Below are 17883 nucleotides of genomic sequence, written 5' to 3'. Positions count from 1 at the left end.
GCGAAGTGTCTGTTCCAGTGGCTCCGCGGAACCGGCTCTGCCGGGCCGCCAGAGCCGTCCCCCTCTGGGGGAAACCGCGTCAGCGGTGCAGGGGGGAGTCAATGCGTATCCAGGTGGTCTTCGTCTCGGTGTACTTGTCGAACGCGTGCAGCGATTTGTCCCGCCCCACGCCGCTCTGCTTGAAGCCCCCGAACGGCACCGTGATGTCGTCCTCGTCGTACTGGTTCACGTGCACGGTGCCCGCGCGCAAGGCCCGCGCCACGCCGTGCGCCTTGTTGATGTCGCGCGTCCACACCGCGGCCTGCAGGCCGTAGATGTTGCTGTTGGCCTGCCGCACCACGTCGGCCGCGTCGGTGAACGACAGCACCGACAACACAGGGCCAAAAATCTCCTCGCGCGCGATCGTCATGGTGTTCTTCACGCCATCGAAGATGGTGGGTTGCACATAAAGCCCACCCTTCACCGGCTCCACGGCCGCCCCACCCGCGAGCAGCGTCGCCCCTTCCTGCTGGCCGCTGTCGATGTAGCGCAGCACGGTGTCGAGCTGGGTGCGGTCGACGATCGCCCCCATCACCGTGCGCTTGTCCAGCGGGTTGCCTGGCTGGTACTGAGGCACCAGCTTCAAGGCCTTCTCCAGAAACGCCTCCTTGATGGACGCCTCGACGAACAGCCGCGAGGGCGCATTGCAGCTCTCGCCCTGGTTGAAGAAGATGCTGCCCACCGCCGCCTCCACCGCCCGGTCCAGGTCCGGGCAATCCGCGAACACGATGTTGGGCGACTTGCCGCCGAGTTCGGTCCACGCGCGCTTCAGGTTGCTTTGCCCGGCCATCACGTGGATCTGCTTGCCCACGCGCGTGCTGCCGGTAAAGGCGATGCAGTCCACATCCATGTGCAGCGCGAGCGGGCTGCCGACCTCAGCGCCAAAGCCCGGCACCACGTTGAACACACCGGGCGGAATGCCGGCGGCCAGGGCCAGCTCGGCCAGGCGCAATGCGGTCAACGGGCTCTTTTCGCTCGGCTTCAACACCACCGAATTGCCGGCCGCCAACGCCGGCGCGATCTTCCAGGCCGCCATGATCATGGGGTAGTTCCAAGGCACGATCACACCGACCACACCCACCGGCTCGCGCGTGATCAGGGCCAGCGCCGTGTCCGGCGTGGGCGCGATCTCGTCGTACACCTTGTCCACCGCTTCGCCGTACCAGCGCAGGCAGTTGGCCGCGCTGTTCACGTCCACGCTGCGCGCGTACTGCACCGGCTTGCCCATGTCCAGCGTTTCGGTCAACGCCAGTTCGTCGGCATGGGCGATGAGCTGCTCGGCGAACTGGATCATCACGCGCTTGCGCTTGGCGGGTGCCATGCCGCTCCAGCGGCGGTCCTCAAACGCGGCGCGTGCAGCGGCCACGGCAGCATCGATGTCGGCCTCGCCGCAGCGCGCCACGGCGGTGAGCAGACGGCCGTCGACGGGGGAAATGCAATCAAAGGTCTGGCCGTCGCGCGCGGCGATGCGCTCGCCGTTGATGAAGGCACGGCCGTCGAAAGAGAGGGAGGTTGCCTGGGGCGAAGAGGTGCTCATGGTGGCGTAGGAGAAGTGGGCCCCGCCCGCCTGAGCCACTCGAGGAACTCAGTCCGACCGGAGAAGATGCGTGCGTGGCCCCATGCTACGCCCGATTCCCGGGATCTCGCGTATCCAATTTCCCTGAGGCGCCGCGATCCAGCGGCTGCTACCCGAAAAAAGGCCACCCGAAGGTGGCCTGGGTCCGCGATCGCGCCAGGTGTCACAAGCGCCTGCCGAGCACCTCCTCAGCTGCGCAACGCCGCCGCGATCTCGCGCTCGCGCTTGCGCGTGGAGCGCGCGACCCAAACCGCGTAACTCACGATCACGACCGTCACCGCCACGATCAGCAGCGTGGCCGCCGCGTAGATGGTCGGGTTGATGCCGCGCCGCGCGTAACCGAAGATCACCTGCGGCAAGGTGCTGACCCCCGGCCCCGAGAGGAATTCGGAAATCACCACGTCGTCGAACGAGAGCGTGAACGCCAGCAGGAAAGCCGCCAGCAGGGCCTGGAAGATGTTGGGCAGCGTGATCAGGAAGAACACCTGGTGCGGCTTGGCGCCCAGGTCCATGGCGGCGTCTTCGATCGAGCGGTCCATGTCGGACAGGCGCGACTGGATCACCACCACACCATAGGCCATGCCCAGCAAGGTGTGGCCCATGATGATGGTGAGCATGCCGCGCTGCGGCCAGCCGAAGAAGTTCTGCGCGCCCACCGCCAGCAGCAGCAGCGACAGGCCGATGATCACCTCGGGCATCACCAGCGGCGCGTTGACCATGCCGCTGAAGATGGTGCGGCCCAGGAAGCGGCGGTAGCGCACCAGCACGAAGGCCGCGAACGTCGCCAGCACGGCCGACAGCAGCCCGGTGATGGCCGCCACCTTCAGCGACAGCCAGAAGCCTTCGACGATCTTGGTGTCGCGCGTGAGCGCCTCGTACCAGCGCAGCGAGAAGCCGGTGAAGCGCGCGTCCTGCCGCGTGCTGTTGAACGAGAACACGATCATGAACACCAGCGGCAGGTACAGGAAGGCGTACACCAGCACGAGCCAGAACTTGCCGAAATGTCTTTCGAGAACTTGTTTCATGGTCTCGCCTCCTTCAGCGCTTCTCGCTCGGGTCCGAGCTGTAGTGGTAATACACCGCCAGCGGTATCACGATCAGGGCGATCATCACCACCGCCAGCGCGGTGGCGCGCGGCCAGTCGTTGGCGGTGAACATCTCGTCCCACACCACGCGCCCGATCATCAGGTTCTCCGGCCCGCCCAGCAGCGAAGGAATCACGAACTCGCCGACGCAAGGAATGAACACCAGCATGAAGCCGGCGATGATGCCGGCCTTGGACAAAGGCACGGTGATCAGCCAGAACGCCTTGAACGGCGAGGTGCCGAGGTCGTACGCGGCTTCCAGCAGACGAAAGTCCATCTTCACCAGGTTGGCGTAGAGCGGCAGGATCATGAAGGGCAGGTACACGTAGGTCATGCCGATCAGCATCGACACGTTGGTGTACAGCATGGGAATGGGTTCGCTGGTGATGCCCAGCGTCATCATGAAACGGTTGAGCACGCCCTGGTCGGCCAGGATGCCCTTCCAGGCGTAGACGCGCAGCAGGAACGAGGTCCAGAACGGCAGCATCACCATCAGCAGCAGGGCCGGGCGCACGCTGGCCGGCGAGCGCGCAATGAAATAGGCGAACGGATAGCCGATCACCAGGCACAGGATGGCCGTGCACAAGGCGTACCAGATCGAGCGCAGGTACGCGTCGATGTAGAGCGTGCGGAACAGCGGCGCGCCCTCTTCCGTGCGGAAGATCGACAGGTAGTTCTCGTACTTCAGGCTCAGGATGCCGGTGACCGGGTCCCAGATCGGCTTGAACGGGCTGATGTCGCCACCCATGTCGACGAAGCTGATGTACAGCAGGATCAGGAAGGGCAAAAAGAAGAAGAGCAGCAGCCACACATAGGGCACGCCGATCACGAAGCGTTTGCCGGGAATGGGGAGGTTCATGGCCATGATCAGTCCCTCAATACGATGCCGGCGCTGTCGCCCCACCAAAAGAAGACTTCGTCTTCCCACGTGATGTCCGACAGGTCGTGGCGCGAGGTGTTGGCCTCGGTGATCTTCACCTTGGTGCCGTCGCTCGCCTTCACGATGTAGGTGTTGTACGAACCGAAGTACGCGATCTCCTTCACCTTGCCGGTGAACACGTTCGGGCCGACACCGTCGGGTCGCCGCTTGCTGATCTCCATCTTCTCGGGCCGCACGGCAATCGCCACCGGCATGTTGAGCGTGCCGCTCACGCCATGGCCCACGTGGATCTCGCCAATGGCGGTGGTGGCCGCGCAGCGGTCGGCCTCGTCCACGCTGAGCTTGCCTTCGAACAGGTTGACGTTGCCGATGAAGTCGGCCACGAAGCGGTTGGAGGGGTGCTCGTAGATTTCCTCGGGCGTGCCCACCTGCAGCACGCGGCCTTTGCTCATGATCGCGATGCGGCTGGCCATGGTCATGGCCTCTTCCTGGTCGTGCGTGACCATCACCACCGTCACGCCCACTTTTTCAATGATGTTGACCAGTTCGAACTGCGTCTGCTCGCGCAGCTTCTTGTCCAGCGCGCCCAGCGGTTCGTCCAGCAGCAACAGCTTGGGCCGCTTGGCCAGGCTGCGCGCCAGCGCCACGCGCTGCTGCTGACCGCCGGAGAGCTGGTGCGGCTTGCGCTTGGCATAGGGTGTGAGCTGCACCAGACCCAGCATCTCGTCGGTGCGTTGCTGGATCTCGCTTTTGGGCAGGCCTTCGCGCTTCAAGCCGAAGGCCACGTTCTCCCAGATGTTGAGGTGCGGGAACAGCGCGTAGGACTGGAACATCATGTTGACCGGCCGGTCGTAGGGCGGCATGGCGGCCACGTCCTGCCCACCGAGCAGGATGCGCCCCGAGGTCGGCTTCTCGAAGCCCGCGAGCATGCGCAGCAGCGTGGACTTGCCGCATCCCGAGCTGCCCAGCAGCGCAAAGATCTCGCCCTTGCCGATGGAGAGCGACACCTCGTCCACCGCCACCGCCTCGTCGAAGCGCTTGACCAGTTTTTCGGTGACCAGAAACCCTGTTGCGTCAGCCATCATGAATTCCGTTTCTTCTTTGTCTTGATCAACAAAAAAGGGCTGTTCAACCGCGCAGGATGAACAGCCCTCGAGCCCTTGCGAGTGGGATTACTTGCCGCGTTTGAAGGCGTTGTAGGTCTCGTTCAGCACGCTGGAGATGTCGTTGGAGAAACCGCCGGTGGCAATCAGGCGCGCCGTGTCTTCCGGACCCAGGAAGATGGTCTTGTTGCCCTTGACCTCGTCCTTGATGTCGGCCAGCGCGGCCTTGTTGCCGGTGGGGTAGTTCATCTCGTTGGCCATGGCCGCGGCGTTGGCGGCGCGCAGGTAGAAGTCCATGAACACGTGCGCGTTGTTCACGTGCTTGGCGTCCTTCGGAATGGCCATGGTGTCGATGAACACCAGGCCACCACCCGTGGGCAGCAGCGGCACGATCTCGTCCTTGCCACCGGTTTCCTTCACGCGGTCGGCGGCGATGTTGATGTCGCCCGACCAGCCGATGAAGGCGCAGGCCTTGCCGCCGGCGATGTCGTCGATCATGGTGCTGGAGAACAGGCGCACATCCTTGCGCACCTTCTTGAGCATCTCACCCGCGAGCTTGAAGTCTTCCGGGTTCTCGCTGTACGCGGGCTTGCCCACGTAGTGCAACGCCACCGGCAGGATTTCGCTGGGCGAATCCAGGTAGGCGATGCCGCACGAACGCAGCTTGCTCGAGTACTCGGGTTTGAACACCAGGTCCCAGGCGTTCTCGGGCATCGGCATGCCGCCCAGTGCCTTCTCGACCTTCTGCTTGTTGATGCCCACGGTCGTGAAGCCCCAGGCCCATGGCACCAGGTGCTTGTTCTCGGGGTCGACGCCGGCGATCTTGGCCATGAAGTCGGTGTCCAGGTTGGCGTAGTTCTTCAGCTTGCTCTTGTCGATCGGCTGGTACAGGCCGCCATCGATCTGCTTCTTCGCAAAGCCGGCCGTGGGGATCACGATGTCGTAGCCCGAATTGCCGGCCACCAGCTTGGCGTGCAGCGCTTCGTTGTTCTCGAAGGTGTCGTAGTTCACCTTCACGCCGTACTCCTTCTCGAAGTCGGCGATCAGGCTCTCGGTGATGTAGTCGGGCCAGTTGTAGACGTTGAGGACCTTCTCATCGTCCAGCACCGGGCCTGCAGGGGCTGCGGGCGCTGCCGCAACCGGTGCCGGTTCGGCAGGAGCGGCCACCGGCTCCTCTTTCTTTCCACATGCGGCCAGCAGCAGGGCTGCCGACATCGCGAGAACCAGAACATGCTTCTTCATGGTGTTGCTCACTCCAGGAGGTTGTTAACCGAAAGACTCAAACAGGCGGGGCCGGATGCGCTTGAAGTTGCAAGCAATATCCAGACCCAGGACGGGCGGGCGGCATCTCAAGGAAGCCGCCCTTTGTAACTGCCGGAAAACATTCTAGTGCGCACATCCACGTGCCTGGCGCGAGTTTTGTCAGGGCCATTGGCCCGCCTGGCGCAACTCGCTCTCCGTGAGATCCAGGCAGCGTTTGATCAGCTTCATCATGTCGTCGATCTGCTCGCGCGTCATCACCAGCGGCGGCGCGATGATCATGCGGTCGCCCACGGCGCGCATGATCAGGCCCTGGGAGAAGCAGTGCGCACGGCAGCGCATGCCCACGCCCAGGGCCTCGTCGAAGGCCTGCAAGGGCTTCTTGTGCCGGACCAGCGTGAGGCCCGCGACGAAGCCGCAGGTCTCGGCCGCCCCCACCAGCGGGTGGTCGTTGAGTTCGGCAAAGCGCTGTGCCAGGTAGGGGCCGGTGTCGTTCTTCACGCGCTCGACCAGGCCCTCGCGCTCGATCAGTTCGATGTTGGCCAGCGCCACCGCGCAGGCCACCGGGTGGCCGCTGTAGGTGTAGCCGTGGTTGAACTCACCGCCCTTCTCGATCAGCACCTGGGCCACACGATCGCCCACCATCACGCCGCCCAGGGGCACGTAGCCGCTGGTCACGCCCTTGGCAAAGGTCACCAGGTCGGGCTTGTAGCCGAATTTCTCGTAGGCGAACCAGTGGCCCAGGCGCCCGAAGGCGCAGATCACCTCGTCCGAAATCAGCAGGATGCCGTGCTTGTCCACGATGCGCTGGATCTCGGGCCAGTAGGTGTCGGGCGGAATGATCACCCCGCCAGCACCCTGCACGGGTTCGGCGATGAAGGCGGCGATCTTGTTGGCGCCGATCGACAGGATCTTTTCTTCGAGCCAGCGCGCGGCGCGCAGGCCAAAGGCGGCCGGGCTCTCGCCCGGCAGGGCGTTCTCGGCAAAGTACGGTTGCTCGATGTGCACGATGTCGGGGATGGGCAGGTCGCCCTGCGCGTGCATGCCGCCCATGCCACCGAGCGACGCGCCGGCCATGGTGCTGCCGTGGTAGGCGTTGTGGCGGCTGATGATCACCTTGCGCTGCGGCTGGCCCAGCAGATCCCAGTAGCGGCGCACCATGCGCACGTTGGTGTCGTTGCTCTCCGAGCCGCTGCTGGAGAAGAAGACATGCTCGAACTTGCGCCCGCCCACCTCGGGCGCCAACTGCGACAGCTTGGCCGCCAACTGCACCGCCGGCACGTTGGTGGTCTGGAAGAAGCTGTTGTAGAACGGCAGCGTCATCATCTGCTGGTAACCGGCATCGGCCAGTTCCTTGCGGCCATAGCCGGCGTTGACGCACCACAGGCCGCTCATGGCGTCGAGGATCTTGTGGCCCTCGGAGTCCCACACATAGATGTTGTCGGCGTGCGTGATCACGCGCGAGCCGCGCGTGGCCAGATCGCCGTGGTCGGTGAAGGGGTGGATGAAATGCGCGCTGTCCAGGGCCTGGATGGCCTTGGTGTCGTGCTTCTCGGCGCGGCGCACGAGCGCGGGCGGGGCGATGAGGGGGGATGGGGTCATGTCGCTTCTCTTTCAAACATGCAATAGCAGGTGTTCACGTTCCCAAGGAGAGATGACCTTCATGAACTCGTCGAACTCCAGCTCCTTGATCTCGGTGTAGATGGTGATGAACTCCTTGCCCAGCACGTCGTGCAAGTCGGTCTCGCGGCGCAGCCAGTCCAGCGCCTCGCCCAGGCTGCGCGGCAACGAGTATGGCGAGAGGTAGGCGTCGCCCCGCATCTCCGGCTTGGGCTTGATCTTGTTCTTCAGGCCCAGGTAGCCGCAGGCCAGCGTCATCGCCATGGCCACGTAGGGATTGGCGTCGGCGCCGATCACGCGGTTCTCCACGCGGCGCGCCTCGGGCGACGAAATGGGGGAACGGATGCCCACCGTGCGGTTGTCGTGGCCCCACTCGATGTTGATCGGCGCGGCCGTGTGGCGCGAGAGGCGGCGGTAGCTGTTCACGTACGGCGCCACCAGCGCCATGGCGGCCGGGATGTAGCGCTGCAGGCCGCCGATGTAGTGGTAGAAGGCCTCGGACGGCGTGCCGTCTTCGTTGCTGAAGATGTTCTTGCCCGTGGCCTTGTTCAGCATGCTCTGGTGCACATGCATCGCCGAGCCCGGCTCGCCCGCGATCGGCTTGGCCATGAAGGTGGCGTACATGTCGTGCCGCAACGCCGACTCGCGCACCGTGCGCTTGAAGAAGAACACCTCGTCGGCCAAGCCCAGCGGGTGGGCGTGGAAGAAGTTGATCTCCATCTGCCCCGCGCCCACTTCGTGGATCAGCGTGTCCACGTTGAGCTGCATCTTGTCGCAGTAGTCGTAGATCTCCTCGAACAACGGGTCGAACTCGTTCACCGCGTCGATCGAATACGCCTGGCGCGAGGTTTCGGCGCGGCCGCTGCGGCCAATGGGTGGCTTGAGCAGCGTGTTCGGATCGGTGTTGCGCGCGGTGAGGTAGAACTCCAGCTCGGGCGCCACCACCGGCTCCAGCCCCTCGGCGTCGAAGAGTTCGCACACGTGGCGCAACACGCTGCGCGGCGCGAACGGCACCAGCTTGCCCTGGTGGTCGAAGCAGTCGTGGATCACCTGCGCGGTCGGGTCGGTGGCCCAGGGCACGATGCGCACCGTGGCAGGGTCCGGGCGCAACTGCATGTCGCGGTCGGTCGGCTCGATCACGTCGTAGTACGGGCCGCTGGCCGGAAACTCACCCGTCACCCCCATCGCCACGATGCCCTGCGGCAAGCGCATGCCCCGGTCTTCGGTGAACTTCTCGCGTGGCAGGATCTTGCCGCGCGCCACCCCGGTCAAGTCAGGGACGAGGCACTCCACTTCGGTCACGCGGTGCTGGTTGAGCCAGTTCTCCAGATCGTTGAAGTTCATCTTTTGGGGGGCTGTCATGTGCCATCTCCGTTGGGGTTGTCAGGGGTGTTCAAGCTCTCGCCAGGTCGGCCGCTTGCAGGCGCAGGTTCATGCGTTGGCGGCAGGCGCGGCCAAACGCGTCGAAGATCGCGGCGTAGAAGGGCGTTTCCCAGCAGCGCCACTCCGGGTGGAACTGCACCGCGTAGGCGAAAGTGCGCGCCCCGCGCACGGCAAACGCTTCCACCAGACCATCGGGCGCGTGCGCCAAGGGCTCCAGCCCCGCGGCCAGGCGGGCAATGCCCTGGCCGTGCAGCGAATTCACCTGTGTTTCGGCTTGGCCGCCGGCCCACGCCTCGAACACGCTGCCGGGCGCCAGGCGGATGCAGTGGCGCGGCGCGTACTGCTCCTCCGGCGGCGCCGCCTTGGGCTCGCGGTGGTCCAGCATCCCCGGCACCTCGTGCACGCGCTGGTGCAGCGTGCCGCCCAGGGCGACGTTGATTTCCTGGAAGCCGCGGCAAATGCCCAGCAGCGGCACGCCCTCGTGCACACAGGCCTTCACCAGCGCCAGCGTGAGCAGGTCGCGGTCGGCATCGAGTGGCAGACTGGGGTCGGCCACGTCTTCGTTGAAGTGCGATGGATGCACGTTCGACGGCGAACCGGTCAACATCACCCCGTCCACCAGCGCGAGCAGCTCGCTGATCTGACCGGTGTCGGCCAGGGGAAACATCACGGGCTGGGCCTGCGACCCGACCTTGACCGCGCGGGCGTACTTGTCACCCAGCAGCAAAAAGGGCATCTGGTGCCCGTGGTCGCCCATCAATCGGTGGTCGGCAGGCAGCCAGACCATGCACGTCGGCTTGTTCATGAGGACTCCAAACAATGGCATTCATTGTGCGGGGCCAATTGGATCAGAATGAGAGCCAGTTAGGCCCACACCGTGGAGCCAATTGACAGCGCCGAACCGGAAGAAGCGACCCCATGCTCTCTGAACTCCTCCTGGCCGAGATGAGCCGTCTCGGCGCCGAAGATGTGCTGCCCTTGCACCGCCAGCTCTACGAAGCCCTGCGCCGTGCGATGCTGGATGGCAAGTTGGGCGCAGGTGAGCGCTTGCCTTCCAGCCGCGATCTGGCGCAGGATCTGCGCCTGTCGCGCAACACCGTCGTGGCGGCCATCAACCAGCTCAGTGTCGAAGGCTATCTGGCCAGCCGCGTCGGAAGTGGCACCTATGTGAGCGACAACGTGCCACGCACCACACCCGGGCGGTCGCCGCGCAACGGCCACGCCCAGGGTGTCACCGCGCAGGCCGACAGGCTTTCCTCTCGTGGTCTGGCACTGGCGACCCAGTTCAGTGCCGCCGAACTCGAGGTACAGCCCTTCACCCCCGGCATCGCCGACTTCAGCGCCTTCCCGCTCACGCTCTGGCAGCGTCTGCAGAACAAGCACTGGCGCATGACCTACCCGGACATGCTGGACTACAACGACTCCGGCGGCTATGCACCGCTGCGCCGCGCCGTGGCCGACTACCTGCGCGTGTTCCGCAGCGTGCAACTCGAGGCCGACCAGGTGATCATCACCACCGGCACCCAGCAGTCGCTCGAACTCTGCGCACGCCTGCTGGCCGACCACGGCGACACCGTGTGGGTGGAAGACCCGGCCTACTGGGGTGCCGTCAAAGCCTTCATGGCCACTGGCCTGGCCATCCACCCGGTGGCGGTGGACGAGCAGGGCATCAACCCCAGCACCGCCGACAATACCCGCACACCCCGGCTGATCTACGTCACGCCCTCGCACCAATACCCCACCGGCGCGGTCATGTCGCTGCCGCGCCGCCACCAGTTGCTGGCCACGGCGCGCGCGCACGACGCCTGGGTGCTGGAAGACGACTACGACAGCGAATACCGCTTCAGCGGCCCGCCGCTCTCCAGCCTGGAGGGTTTGGACACCGACGGCCGCGTGTTCTACATGGGCACCTTCTCCAAGGTGCTCTACCCGGGCTTGAAGATCGGCTATCTGGTGGTGCCCAAGCCCCTGGTGGCGGCGTTCAAGCAGGCCCACTACGACCTCAACCGCCCGGGCCAGATGCCGGTGCAGGCCGCGCTCGCCGAGTTCATCGAAATGGGGCACTTCACCAGCGCTCTGCGCCGCGCGCGCCAGAACTATGCCGAGCGGCGCAAGTCTCTGCTCGATGCCCTCGAACCCGTGCTGCACGACAGCGCCCCCGAGGGACCGAGCATCAGCGGCGCCGAACAAGGCCTGCACCTGTGCCTGCGCCTGCCCGGTGGCACCGACGACCGGGCGCTGGCGCAACGCATCGCACAACACGGCCTCACCGTGCGGCCTCTGTCGGCCTATTGCCTGCAACGCCACGACCTGCGGGGGCTGGTGGTCGGTTATGGCTATGCGCCCATGGCCGAAATCGAACGCTGCGGGCCCCTGCTGGCCCAGCTTGTGAACAACTTCTAAAAAAGGCTTACAACACGTCGCGCAGCCGGTGCCACAACATGCCCAGCGCCAGGCTGGGTGTGCGCAGCAGCGGCCCACCCGGAAATCGGCGGTGCTGGAGACCGGCATACACGTCGAAGCGACCCGCTTGCCCGGCCACCGCTTCGGCTACCAACTTGCCCGCCAGCCCCGTGAGTGCCACACCATGGCCGCTGAAGCCCTGCAGGTAGTACAGGTTGTCGCCCAGGCGGCCGAAATCGGGCGCGCGGTTCATGCTGATGTCGACGAAGCCACCCCACACATATTCGATCGGCACACCGGCCAGCGCGGGGAACACCTGTCCCATGCGTTCGCGCATCACCGCCTCCAGCCGGGACGGTGTGCGCGTGGTGTAGCTCACCCGTCCGCCGAACAGCATGCGGTGGTCGGCGCTGAAGCGGAAGTAGTCGAGCACGAAGTTGTTGTCGCACACCGCCGCGTTGCCCGGGATCAGGCGCGCGCACAGCGCGGGATCGAGCGGCGCGGTGCCCACGATGTAGGTGCCCACCGGCATGATGCGCGGGGCGATTTCAGGCGCCACTTGCGGGCCGTACTCGGGCAGCATGCAGTTGCCCGCGAGCACGCCGAAGCGCGCCTTCACCTGGCCCTTGGCCGTGCGCGCCACCAGTGTGTTGCCGCGTTGCAGATCTGTCACCGGCGATTGTTCGAAGATGCGCACGCCCAATGCCTGCGCGGCCCGTGCCAGGCCCAGCGCGTACTTCAACGGGTGCAGGTGTCCGGAACGTTGTTCGCGGCCGGCCACCCGGTAACGCGGGCTGTCGATGAGCCGGGACACGTCGGCGCCCTCGGCCCACTCCACCGCCACGCCACGCCGTGTCAGGCCTTCCATCTCCTCGTGCAATTCACATGCCTTGCGCGGTGAGTCGGCCACGTATACATAGCCATTGACCCGATCGCAGTGAATGCCGTGCGCGGCGATGCGCGCGTCGATCAGGTCGATGGCTTCGAGCGACATGTCCCACGCGCGCCGCGCATCGGCCGCGGCCAGTTGCTGCTCGAACGGCCCCATGCCGCTGGCGTAGCCCACGATGGCCTGGCCGCCGTTGCGCCCGCTCGCGCCGCTGCCGATGCGATCGGCCTCCAGCACCACCACCGAAAGACCACGCTGCGCAAGCTCCAGCGCGGCGCTCAGGCCCGAGAAGCCCGCACCCACCACCACCACGTCCACGTCCAGCGATGCCCCCAGTCGCGGCAATGGCGCGGGCCGCTGCACACTGGCCTCGTAGTAGCTCTGCTGGTTGAGCTGGGTGTCGGAATGGAGCAGCGACGTGCGTGTGAACATGCCCGTCATGCCTTCAAGCGTTTCGAGACCTGGCCCGCGAGGTAGGTCCACACGAAGGTGGCGGCGGCGTTGGTGGTGAGTTCGGCGTGGTCGTAGGCCGGGGCCACCTCGACACAGTCCATGCCGATCCAGTTCAGATCGGCCAGTTCTTCCAGCAAGGTCAGCACCTGCGAACTGCTCATGCCACCGGGCTCGGGCGTGCCGGTGCCGGGCGCGAAGGCCGGGTCCAGGCAATCGATGTCGAGCGTGAGGTAACAAGGGCGCTGGCCCATGCGCGCGCGGATCGCGTCGATGGCCGGCCGAAGGCCCGCGCCATCGAGCCCCCGCAAGGCACGCGCGGTGAAGATCTGTCCGCCCTGATCGGCCACGTACTCGCGCGCGGCGCGCTCGCCGCTGGAGCGGATGCCGATCTGCACCGTGTGCGCGGGACTGACCAGCCCTTCCTGCAGGGCCTCGTAGGTCCAGGTGCCATGGCCCGAGGGTTCGCCGAAGTGGTCGCTCCAGGTGTCGCAATGCGCATCGAAGTGCAGCAGGGCCAGCGGTTCGCCGCCATGACGGGCCTTGGCCGCGCGCAGCAGCGACAGCGTGACCGAGTGGTCACCGCCCAGGAACACGCAATGGTGCCGGGCCATCAGCGCCGTGGCCTGTTCTTCGATGTGGCGGCGCACCTCGGGCAGCGGCGAGGCGTTGGGCAGGCGCATATCGAGCGCGTCACCCAGGTGCGACAGCGGCGACACGTCGAACACCGGATGGATCGCGTCGCACAGCATCAGACTCGCGGCGCGGATGGCCTGCGGACCGAAGCGCGCGCCCGGCCGGTTCGTCACCACCCCGTCGTAGGGCACACCCGCGATCGCGAAGGGCTGGTCCGCCAAGGGCTCGCAGGCGAGAAAGCGGTTGCTGTTGTTGGCGAAGGCAAACTGACCCAGGGCCATGGGAAACGTCCTTGGTGGTGAGAGCACGGAAGGTGCACGACGATACCGCCCGGCCACGGACCCCATGAGTCCAATTGGTCGAGCGCGTGCGCATCCACCCGGTTTGGCCCAGGTGACTCAAGCTTGCCAATCCCCACGGCCCTGCAAGGCCCGCCACTCGCGGATAGCATCGGCCACCAGGTGCCCCATCCTGGTGGCCCATACCGAGGACGACAACTCCATGAAGCTTTACTACTCCCCCGGCGCCTGCTCGCTCTCGCCACACATTGCCCTGCACGAGTCCGGCCTGAGGTTCGAAGCCATTCCCGCCCCCACCAAGACGCACCAGTTGCCCGACGGCACCGACTACTACACCATCAACCCGCTGGGCTATGTGCCACTCCTGGAACTCGACAACGGCGAGCGCCTGCGCGAAGGCCCGGCCATCGTGCAGTACATCGCCGACCAGGCGCCGCAGAAAAACCTGGCCCCTGCCAACGGCACGCTGCCGCGCTACCGCCTGCAGGAATGGCTGAACTTCATTGGCACCGAGGTGCACAAGGGCTTCTCACCCCTGTTCAATCCCGCCACCCCCGACGAGGTGAAAACCAGCACCAAGGACAAGCTGGGCCAACGCCTGAAGTGGGTGGACGCCGAGCTGGCGGGCAAGCAGTACCTGCTGGGTGACAACTTCAGCGTGGCCGATGGTTACCTGTTCACCGTCACCAACTGGGCACCGCGCGTGGGCGTGGACATCAGCGGTTTTGCCAACCTCAACGCCTACCGTGCCCGCGTTGGCGCGCGTCCTGCCGTGCAGGCGGCGATGAAGGCCGAAGGCCTGATCTAAACCAGCGCCTTTTGCCGGGTGGCCAGCCCTGCGCCGATCCACAACGCCACGGCCGAGAACACCAGTCCCCGCGCCAGGCCGCCCGGGCCATCGGCGATGAAGCCCACCACCGTGGGCCCCACGATCTGGCCGAGGGCGAACACGATCGTGAACGCACTGATGCCTGCCGCCCATTGCTCGGGCGGCAGGTTGTGGCGCACCAAGGCCGTGGTCGATGCCACCACCGACAGGAACACCGCGCCGAACACGACACCCGAGGCCAGCAACAGCGGCGCACTCGTGGTCAGTGCCGGGACGATGGTCGCCGTCCCGAGCAAGGCGTTGAGCCGCGCCAGGGCCTGGCCATCGCGGTGGCGGTCGAGCAAGCCCGCCCAGATGCGCGACGATGCCACCACCGCCACCCCCAGCAGCGCGTAGAACGCCGTGATGTCACCGGCCGGACTGCCCTGCTCGCGCAGCAGCGCGATCACGAACGTCATGTAACCGATGTAGCCCACGCCAAAGCCGGCGTAACCCGCCAGGCCGAAGCCGAAGTCGCGCACGCGCCATGCCCGGGCCCCGTGCGCCTGCATGCCCACCGTGGGGGTGGCGTGGGACGCCAGGACCCTGGCGGGCCAGACCATCAGCGCCGTTGCGACGAGACAGACCAGGGCCAGGGCCCACCACGCCCAGGCCCAGCCGTGCGGCTGCGCGGATGCGGCATGCAGCACCGGCGGCACACCGAGGGCGGACACCACGATGCCCAGTCCAGTGCCGCCGTAATAGAGGCCCAACAGAAAACCGCTTCTGTGGGGTTGTTGCGCCCCCAGGCGCGCGGCCAGCAATCCCCCGGCGATGAACACGAGCGCACTGGCCGCCCCTGCCAACACACGCTGCACCAGCAGGGGCGAGGCCGCGGTGAAGAAACCACTCAGCCCCATGAAGAACGAAGCCAGCAGGGCGCCGGTGAGCAACACGCCCGTGGGCGAGAAGCGCCGCATCAGCCACGGTGTCATCAAGGCACCCAGCAGGTAGCCCAACGCATTGAAGGTATTCATCGCACCGGCCAGCGTGTAGCTCCAGCCCAGGTCCTCGCGCATCGGCGGCAGCAACAGGCCATAGGCAAAGCGCGTGATGCCCAGCGACACCGCCGCACCGAGCGAGAGCGCCAATGCCAGCCGCACATAGGGCGTGTCATCGGGTGGTGTGGCGGGTGGGTGGCGTTGAGGGTGCGGCATGGGCGGTCCATTGTGGAACACGCACGGCCTTGCGCACGGGTGCCCGTTGCGCGCAGCACAAAACATCCGCTTCGGGCCCACATGCGCGAACGGCGTGCGTGCGCGTAAGCTGGCGGCATGTCGAGCCATCCGTTCAACGAACGCGCCGCCACACGGCAACAAGCCGAGCGCGATCGCTTCATCGCCACCCACCCCAAGTCCATGGCGCTGGCCCGTGCGGCGCAAGCCCATTACCTGTTTGGCGTGCCCTTGCACTGGATGCGCGACTGGCCCAGCCCCGCCACCTTGTTCGTGCGGTCCGCGCAAGGTATCACCCTCACCTGCGCCGACGGCCTCGCCTATGCGGACTTCTGCCTGGGCGACACCGGCGCGATGTTCGGCCACAGCCCGCCCGAACTTGCGACGGCCATCGCCGAGCAGGCCGCTCTCGGCTTGACCTGCATGCTGCCCTCCGACCGCGCAGCGCGGGTAGGCGAACAGTTGCAGAACGTGTTCGGCCTGCCGGTGTGGCAGATGGCACTGACCGCCAGCGACGCCAACCGTTTCGTGCTGCGCTGGGCCCGCGCCATCACCGCACGCTCACGGGTTCTGGTGTTCGACGGTTGTTACCACGGCGCGGTGGACGACACGTTGGTCGACCTGGACCCCGCCACGGGGCGCACCTTGCCCAGGCCTTCCGTGCTGGGCAACGTACACAACCACGCCGAATTCACCCGCGTCGTGCCTTTCAACGACCTCGCTGCGCTCGAGGAGGCCCTGGCACAGGGCGACGTGGCCTGCCTGTTGGCCGAACCCGCGCTCACCAACTTCGGCCTGGTGCCCCCGGCGGCCGACTTCTGGGATGCCGCGCGCGCCCTGTGCCACCGGCACGGCAGCTTGTTCGTGTGCGACGAAACCCACACCATCTCCACCGCGCGAGGCGGCTATGCGCATGCCCATGGCTTGGCGCCCGACTTCCTGGTGGTGGGCAAGGCCGTGGCCGGTGGCCTGCCCTGCGCGGTCTACGGCTTCACACACCAGATGGCCCTGCGCATGACGGCCGCGAAGGATGCCGCACCCGAAGGCCACAGCGGCATCGGCACCACGCTCGCTGGCAATGCCCTCACGCTGGCGGCGTTGGACGCATCTCTACAGCACCTGCACAGCGCCGCCAACTACGCTCACGTGCTGGCATTGGCGGCGTCGCTGGAGCAAGCCTTGCGGCGTCGCATCGACCACGCCAGCATGCCCTGGACCATCACCCGACTGGGCGCGCGCATGGAACTGCAGTTCATGCCCCATACACCACGCAATGCGCAGGACGTGCGGGCGCATGCGCAAAGCGCGCTCGAAGTCTTCACCCACCTGTTCATGCTCAACCGCGGCGTGCTGCTCACGCCGTTTCACTGCATGCTGCTGGTCTCGCCCGCGACACAACAGGCCGATGTGGATCGCTTGCTTCGGGCGTTCGATGAACTCCTGGCCGCGCTAGCCTGACCCTCAGGTCGCGCCCAGACCCAAGGGCGCAGGCGTACGCCGCACGATGCGGGTGAACAACCGGTCGAACTGCGGGTCACGGGGCATCCCCACGCTCAAGGGGTCCCGGTTCTGCGCGAACGCGTGGTCCAGCGTACGCCAGTCGTCATCGGTCAACGCCTGTTCGGCAACGGGAAACAACTCTGTTTCCTCCAGCCACATGTGTTCCAGGTAGAAGTTGGCGAAGCGGATCGCCTCGTTCTCGAACGCCGCGCGGTGCAAATCCCCCATGTACTCCCAGGCCATGAGCAGGTGCATCAGGTCACGCACGCGCGCCTCGCTGGTCATGTGCTCGCGCTCGAGCCGTTCGATGGCCGGCATCACATGAGGCGCTACCCGCGCCAGGCGTGGAAAGAGCAGATTCGATTCCTTGGGGTGGTGCTGCTTTTCGGGAAACGCGTCGATGTAGAACAGCATCGCCCGCAGGGCATCGAAGAAGCGTTCACTGCCGTTCTCCGCATTCATGTCCGGCCCCAGCCGAACCATCTGGACGAACGAACGCAGCATCGCGCTCAGGCTGGCATGTTCGTCGCGAATGACGCGCAAGGTCAGGTGTGTGGTCATCGATGTCTCCGGCTTCCCCGAAGCATCGCGCCCAGGTGCGCACAGCACCTTGATGTGCGTCAAGAACCTGTCGTATCCGTGTACCAGAGGCATCGAAGGTCCGGCTCCGTTGGCTCTGGGAACAGCTGCCATCCCGCCTCCGGCGCGCGTGCCTGA

Annotated in this window: 15 protein-coding genes; 3 read left to right on the top strand and 12 right to left on the bottom strand. The window is 66.0% G+C overall.

Annotated features, from left to right (window positions below):
- Nucleotides 1-79: 79 nt before the first annotated feature.
- The 8 genes from F9K07_RS01095 to F9K07_RS01060 form a co-directional block, all read right to left on the bottom strand.
- Complete coding sequence (locus tag F9K07_RS01095; RefSeq protein ID WP_159588548.1) at nt 80-1576, bottom strand: aldehyde dehydrogenase; 1497 nt, start codon at nt 1574-1576, stop codon at nt 80-82.
- A gap of 227 nt (nt 1577-1803) precedes the next feature.
- A complete protein-coding gene (locus tag F9K07_RS01090; RefSeq protein ID WP_159588546.1) occupies nt 1804-2640 on the bottom strand; it encodes an ABC transporter permease in 837 nt (278 codons plus the stop codon).
- Nucleotides 2641-2653: 13 nt separating this feature from the next.
- A complete protein-coding gene (locus F9K07_RS01085; protein ID WP_159596764.1) occupies nt 2654-3559 on the bottom strand; it encodes an ABC transporter permease in 906 nt (301 codons plus the stop codon).
- Nucleotides 3560-3567: 8 nt separating this feature from the next.
- Nucleotides 3568-4662, bottom strand: a complete 1095-nt coding sequence (locus F9K07_RS01080) for an ABC transporter ATP-binding protein (RefSeq protein WP_159596763.1) — start codon at nt 4660-4662, stop codon at nt 3568-3570.
- A gap of 90 nt (nt 4663-4752) precedes the next feature.
- Nucleotides 4753-5925 (bottom strand): extracellular solute-binding protein, encoded by a 1173-nt coding sequence (locus tag F9K07_RS01075; RefSeq protein ID WP_159588544.1) that lies wholly within the window; start codon nt 5923-5925, stop codon nt 4753-4755.
- A 180-nt stretch (nt 5926-6105) separates the two neighbouring features.
- Nucleotides 6106-7545, bottom strand: a complete 1440-nt coding sequence (locus F9K07_RS01070; RefSeq protein WP_159588542.1) for an aspartate aminotransferase family protein — start codon at nt 7543-7545, stop codon at nt 6106-6108.
- A gap of 12 nt (nt 7546-7557) precedes the next feature.
- Nucleotides 7558-8925 carry a glutamine synthetase family protein gene (locus F9K07_RS01065; protein WP_159588540.1) on the bottom strand — a complete coding sequence of 456 codons (1368 nt, stop codon included), beginning with the start codon at nt 8923-8925 and terminating at the stop codon, nt 7558-7560.
- A gap of 31 nt (nt 8926-8956) precedes the next feature.
- Nucleotides 8957-9751 (bottom strand): gamma-glutamyl-gamma-aminobutyrate hydrolase family protein, encoded by a 795-nt coding sequence (locus tag F9K07_RS01060; protein ID WP_159588538.1) that lies wholly within the window; start codon nt 9749-9751, stop codon nt 8957-8959.
- 113 nt (nt 9752-9864) lie between these two features.
- Between F9K07_RS01060 and pdxR the strand changes: the two genes are divergently transcribed.
- Complete coding sequence (gene pdxR, locus F9K07_RS01055) at nt 9865-11349, top strand: MocR-like pyridoxine biosynthesis transcription factor PdxR (RefSeq protein WP_159588536.1); 1485 nt, start codon at nt 9865-9867, stop codon at nt 11347-11349.
- Nucleotides 11350-11356: 7 nt separating this feature from the next.
- Here pdxR and F9K07_RS01050 read toward each other — a convergent pair whose 3' ends face one another.
- Together F9K07_RS01050 and speB are read right to left on the bottom strand one after the other, a co-directional pair.
- Nucleotides 11357-12670, bottom strand: coding sequence for an NAD(P)/FAD-dependent oxidoreductase (locus F9K07_RS01050; RefSeq protein ID WP_159588534.1), 1314 nt, complete (start codon nt 12668-12670; stop codon nt 11357-11359).
- A gap of 5 nt (nt 12671-12675) precedes the next feature.
- A complete protein-coding gene (speB, locus tag F9K07_RS01045; protein ID WP_159588532.1) occupies nt 12676-13605 on the bottom strand; it encodes an agmatinase in 930 nt (309 codons plus the stop codon).
- Between the two features lie 220 nt (nt 13606-13825).
- Between speB and gstA the strand changes: the two genes are divergently transcribed.
- Nucleotides 13826-14431 (top strand): glutathione transferase GstA, encoded by a 606-nt coding sequence (gene gstA, locus F9K07_RS01040; protein ID WP_159588530.1) that lies wholly within the window; start codon nt 13826-13828, stop codon nt 14429-14431.
- Here gstA and F9K07_RS01035 read toward each other — a convergent pair.
- Nucleotides 14428-15648, bottom strand: coding sequence for a YbfB/YjiJ family MFS transporter (locus tag F9K07_RS01035; RefSeq protein ID WP_159588528.1), 1221 nt, complete (start codon nt 15646-15648; stop codon nt 14428-14430). The genes gstA and F9K07_RS01035 overlap by 4 nt on opposite strands.
- A 117-nt stretch (nt 15649-15765) precedes the next feature.
- Here F9K07_RS01035 and F9K07_RS01030 point away from each other — a divergent pair, with 117 nt between their 5' ends.
- On the top strand, nt 15766-17124 hold the full coding sequence (locus tag F9K07_RS01030) for an aspartate aminotransferase family protein (RefSeq protein ID WP_159588526.1): 1359 nt from the start codon (nt 15766-15768) through the stop codon (nt 17122-17124).
- Nucleotides 17125-17127: 3 nt separating this feature from the next.
- Here F9K07_RS01030 and F9K07_RS01025 read toward each other — a convergent pair whose 3' ends face one another.
- Nucleotides 17128-17727, bottom strand: a complete 600-nt coding sequence (locus F9K07_RS01025; RefSeq protein ID WP_159588524.1) for a hemerythrin domain-containing protein — start codon at nt 17725-17727, stop codon at nt 17128-17130.
- Between the last annotated feature and the right edge of the window lie 156 nt (nt 17728-17883).

Origin of the sequence: Hydrogenophaga sp. BPS33, assembly GCF_009859475.1 — a bacterium.
Lineage (GTDB): Bacteria > Pseudomonadota > Gammaproteobacteria > Burkholderiales > Burkholderiaceae_C > Hydrogenophaga.
This window is presented reverse-complemented; position numbering and strand designations above follow the sequence as displayed.

Coding starts and splice junctions, on each gene's coding strand:
- F9K07_RS01035 (WP_159588528.1), bottom strand. CDS start 15,648: ATGCCGCACCCTCAACGCCACCCACCCGCCACACCACCCGATGACACG.
- F9K07_RS01080 (WP_159596763.1), bottom strand. CDS start 4,662: ATGGCTGACGCAACAGGGTTTCTGGTCACCGAAAAACTGGTCAAGCGC.
- speB (WP_159588532.1), bottom strand. CDS start 13,605: ATGGCCCTGGGTCAGTTTGCCTTCGCCAACAACAGCAACCGCTTTCTC.
- F9K07_RS01095 (WP_159588548.1), bottom strand. CDS start 1,576: ATGAGCACCTCTTCGCCCCAGGCAACCTCCCTCTCTTTCGACGGCCGT.
- gstA (WP_159588530.1), top strand. CDS start 13,826: ATGAAGCTTTACTACTCCCCCGGCGCCTGCTCGCTCTCGCCACACATT.
- F9K07_RS01050 (WP_159588534.1), bottom strand. CDS start 12,670: ATGTTCACACGCACGTCGCTGCTCCATTCCGACACCCAGCTCAACCAG.
- F9K07_RS01090 (WP_159588546.1), bottom strand. CDS start 2,640: ATGAAACAAGTTCTCGAAAGACATTTCGGCAAGTTCTGGCTCGTGCTG.
- F9K07_RS01065 (WP_159588540.1), bottom strand. CDS start 8,925: ATGACAGCCCCCCAAAAGATGAACTTCAACGATCTGGAGAACTGGCTC.
- F9K07_RS01025 (WP_159588524.1), bottom strand. CDS start 17,727: ATGACCACACACCTGACCTTGCGCGTCATTCGCGACGAACATGCCAGC.
- F9K07_RS01085 (WP_159596764.1), bottom strand. CDS start 3,559: ATGAACCTCCCCATTCCCGGCAAACGCTTCGTGATCGGCGTGCCCTAT.
- F9K07_RS01075 (WP_159588544.1), bottom strand. CDS start 5,925: ATGAAGAAGCATGTTCTGGTTCTCGCGATGTCGGCAGCCCTGCTGCTG.
- F9K07_RS01030 (WP_159588526.1), top strand. CDS start 15,766: ATGTCGAGCCATCCGTTCAACGAACGCGCCGCCACACGGCAACAAGCC.
- pdxR (WP_159588536.1), top strand. CDS start 9,865: ATGCTCTCTGAACTCCTCCTGGCCGAGATGAGCCGTCTCGGCGCCGAA.
- F9K07_RS01070 (WP_159588542.1), bottom strand. CDS start 7,545: ATGACCCCATCCCCCCTCATCGCCCCGCCCGCGCTCGTGCGCCGCGCC.
- F9K07_RS01060 (WP_159588538.1), bottom strand. CDS start 9,751: ATGAACAAGCCGACGTGCATGGTCTGGCTGCCTGCCGACCACCGATTG.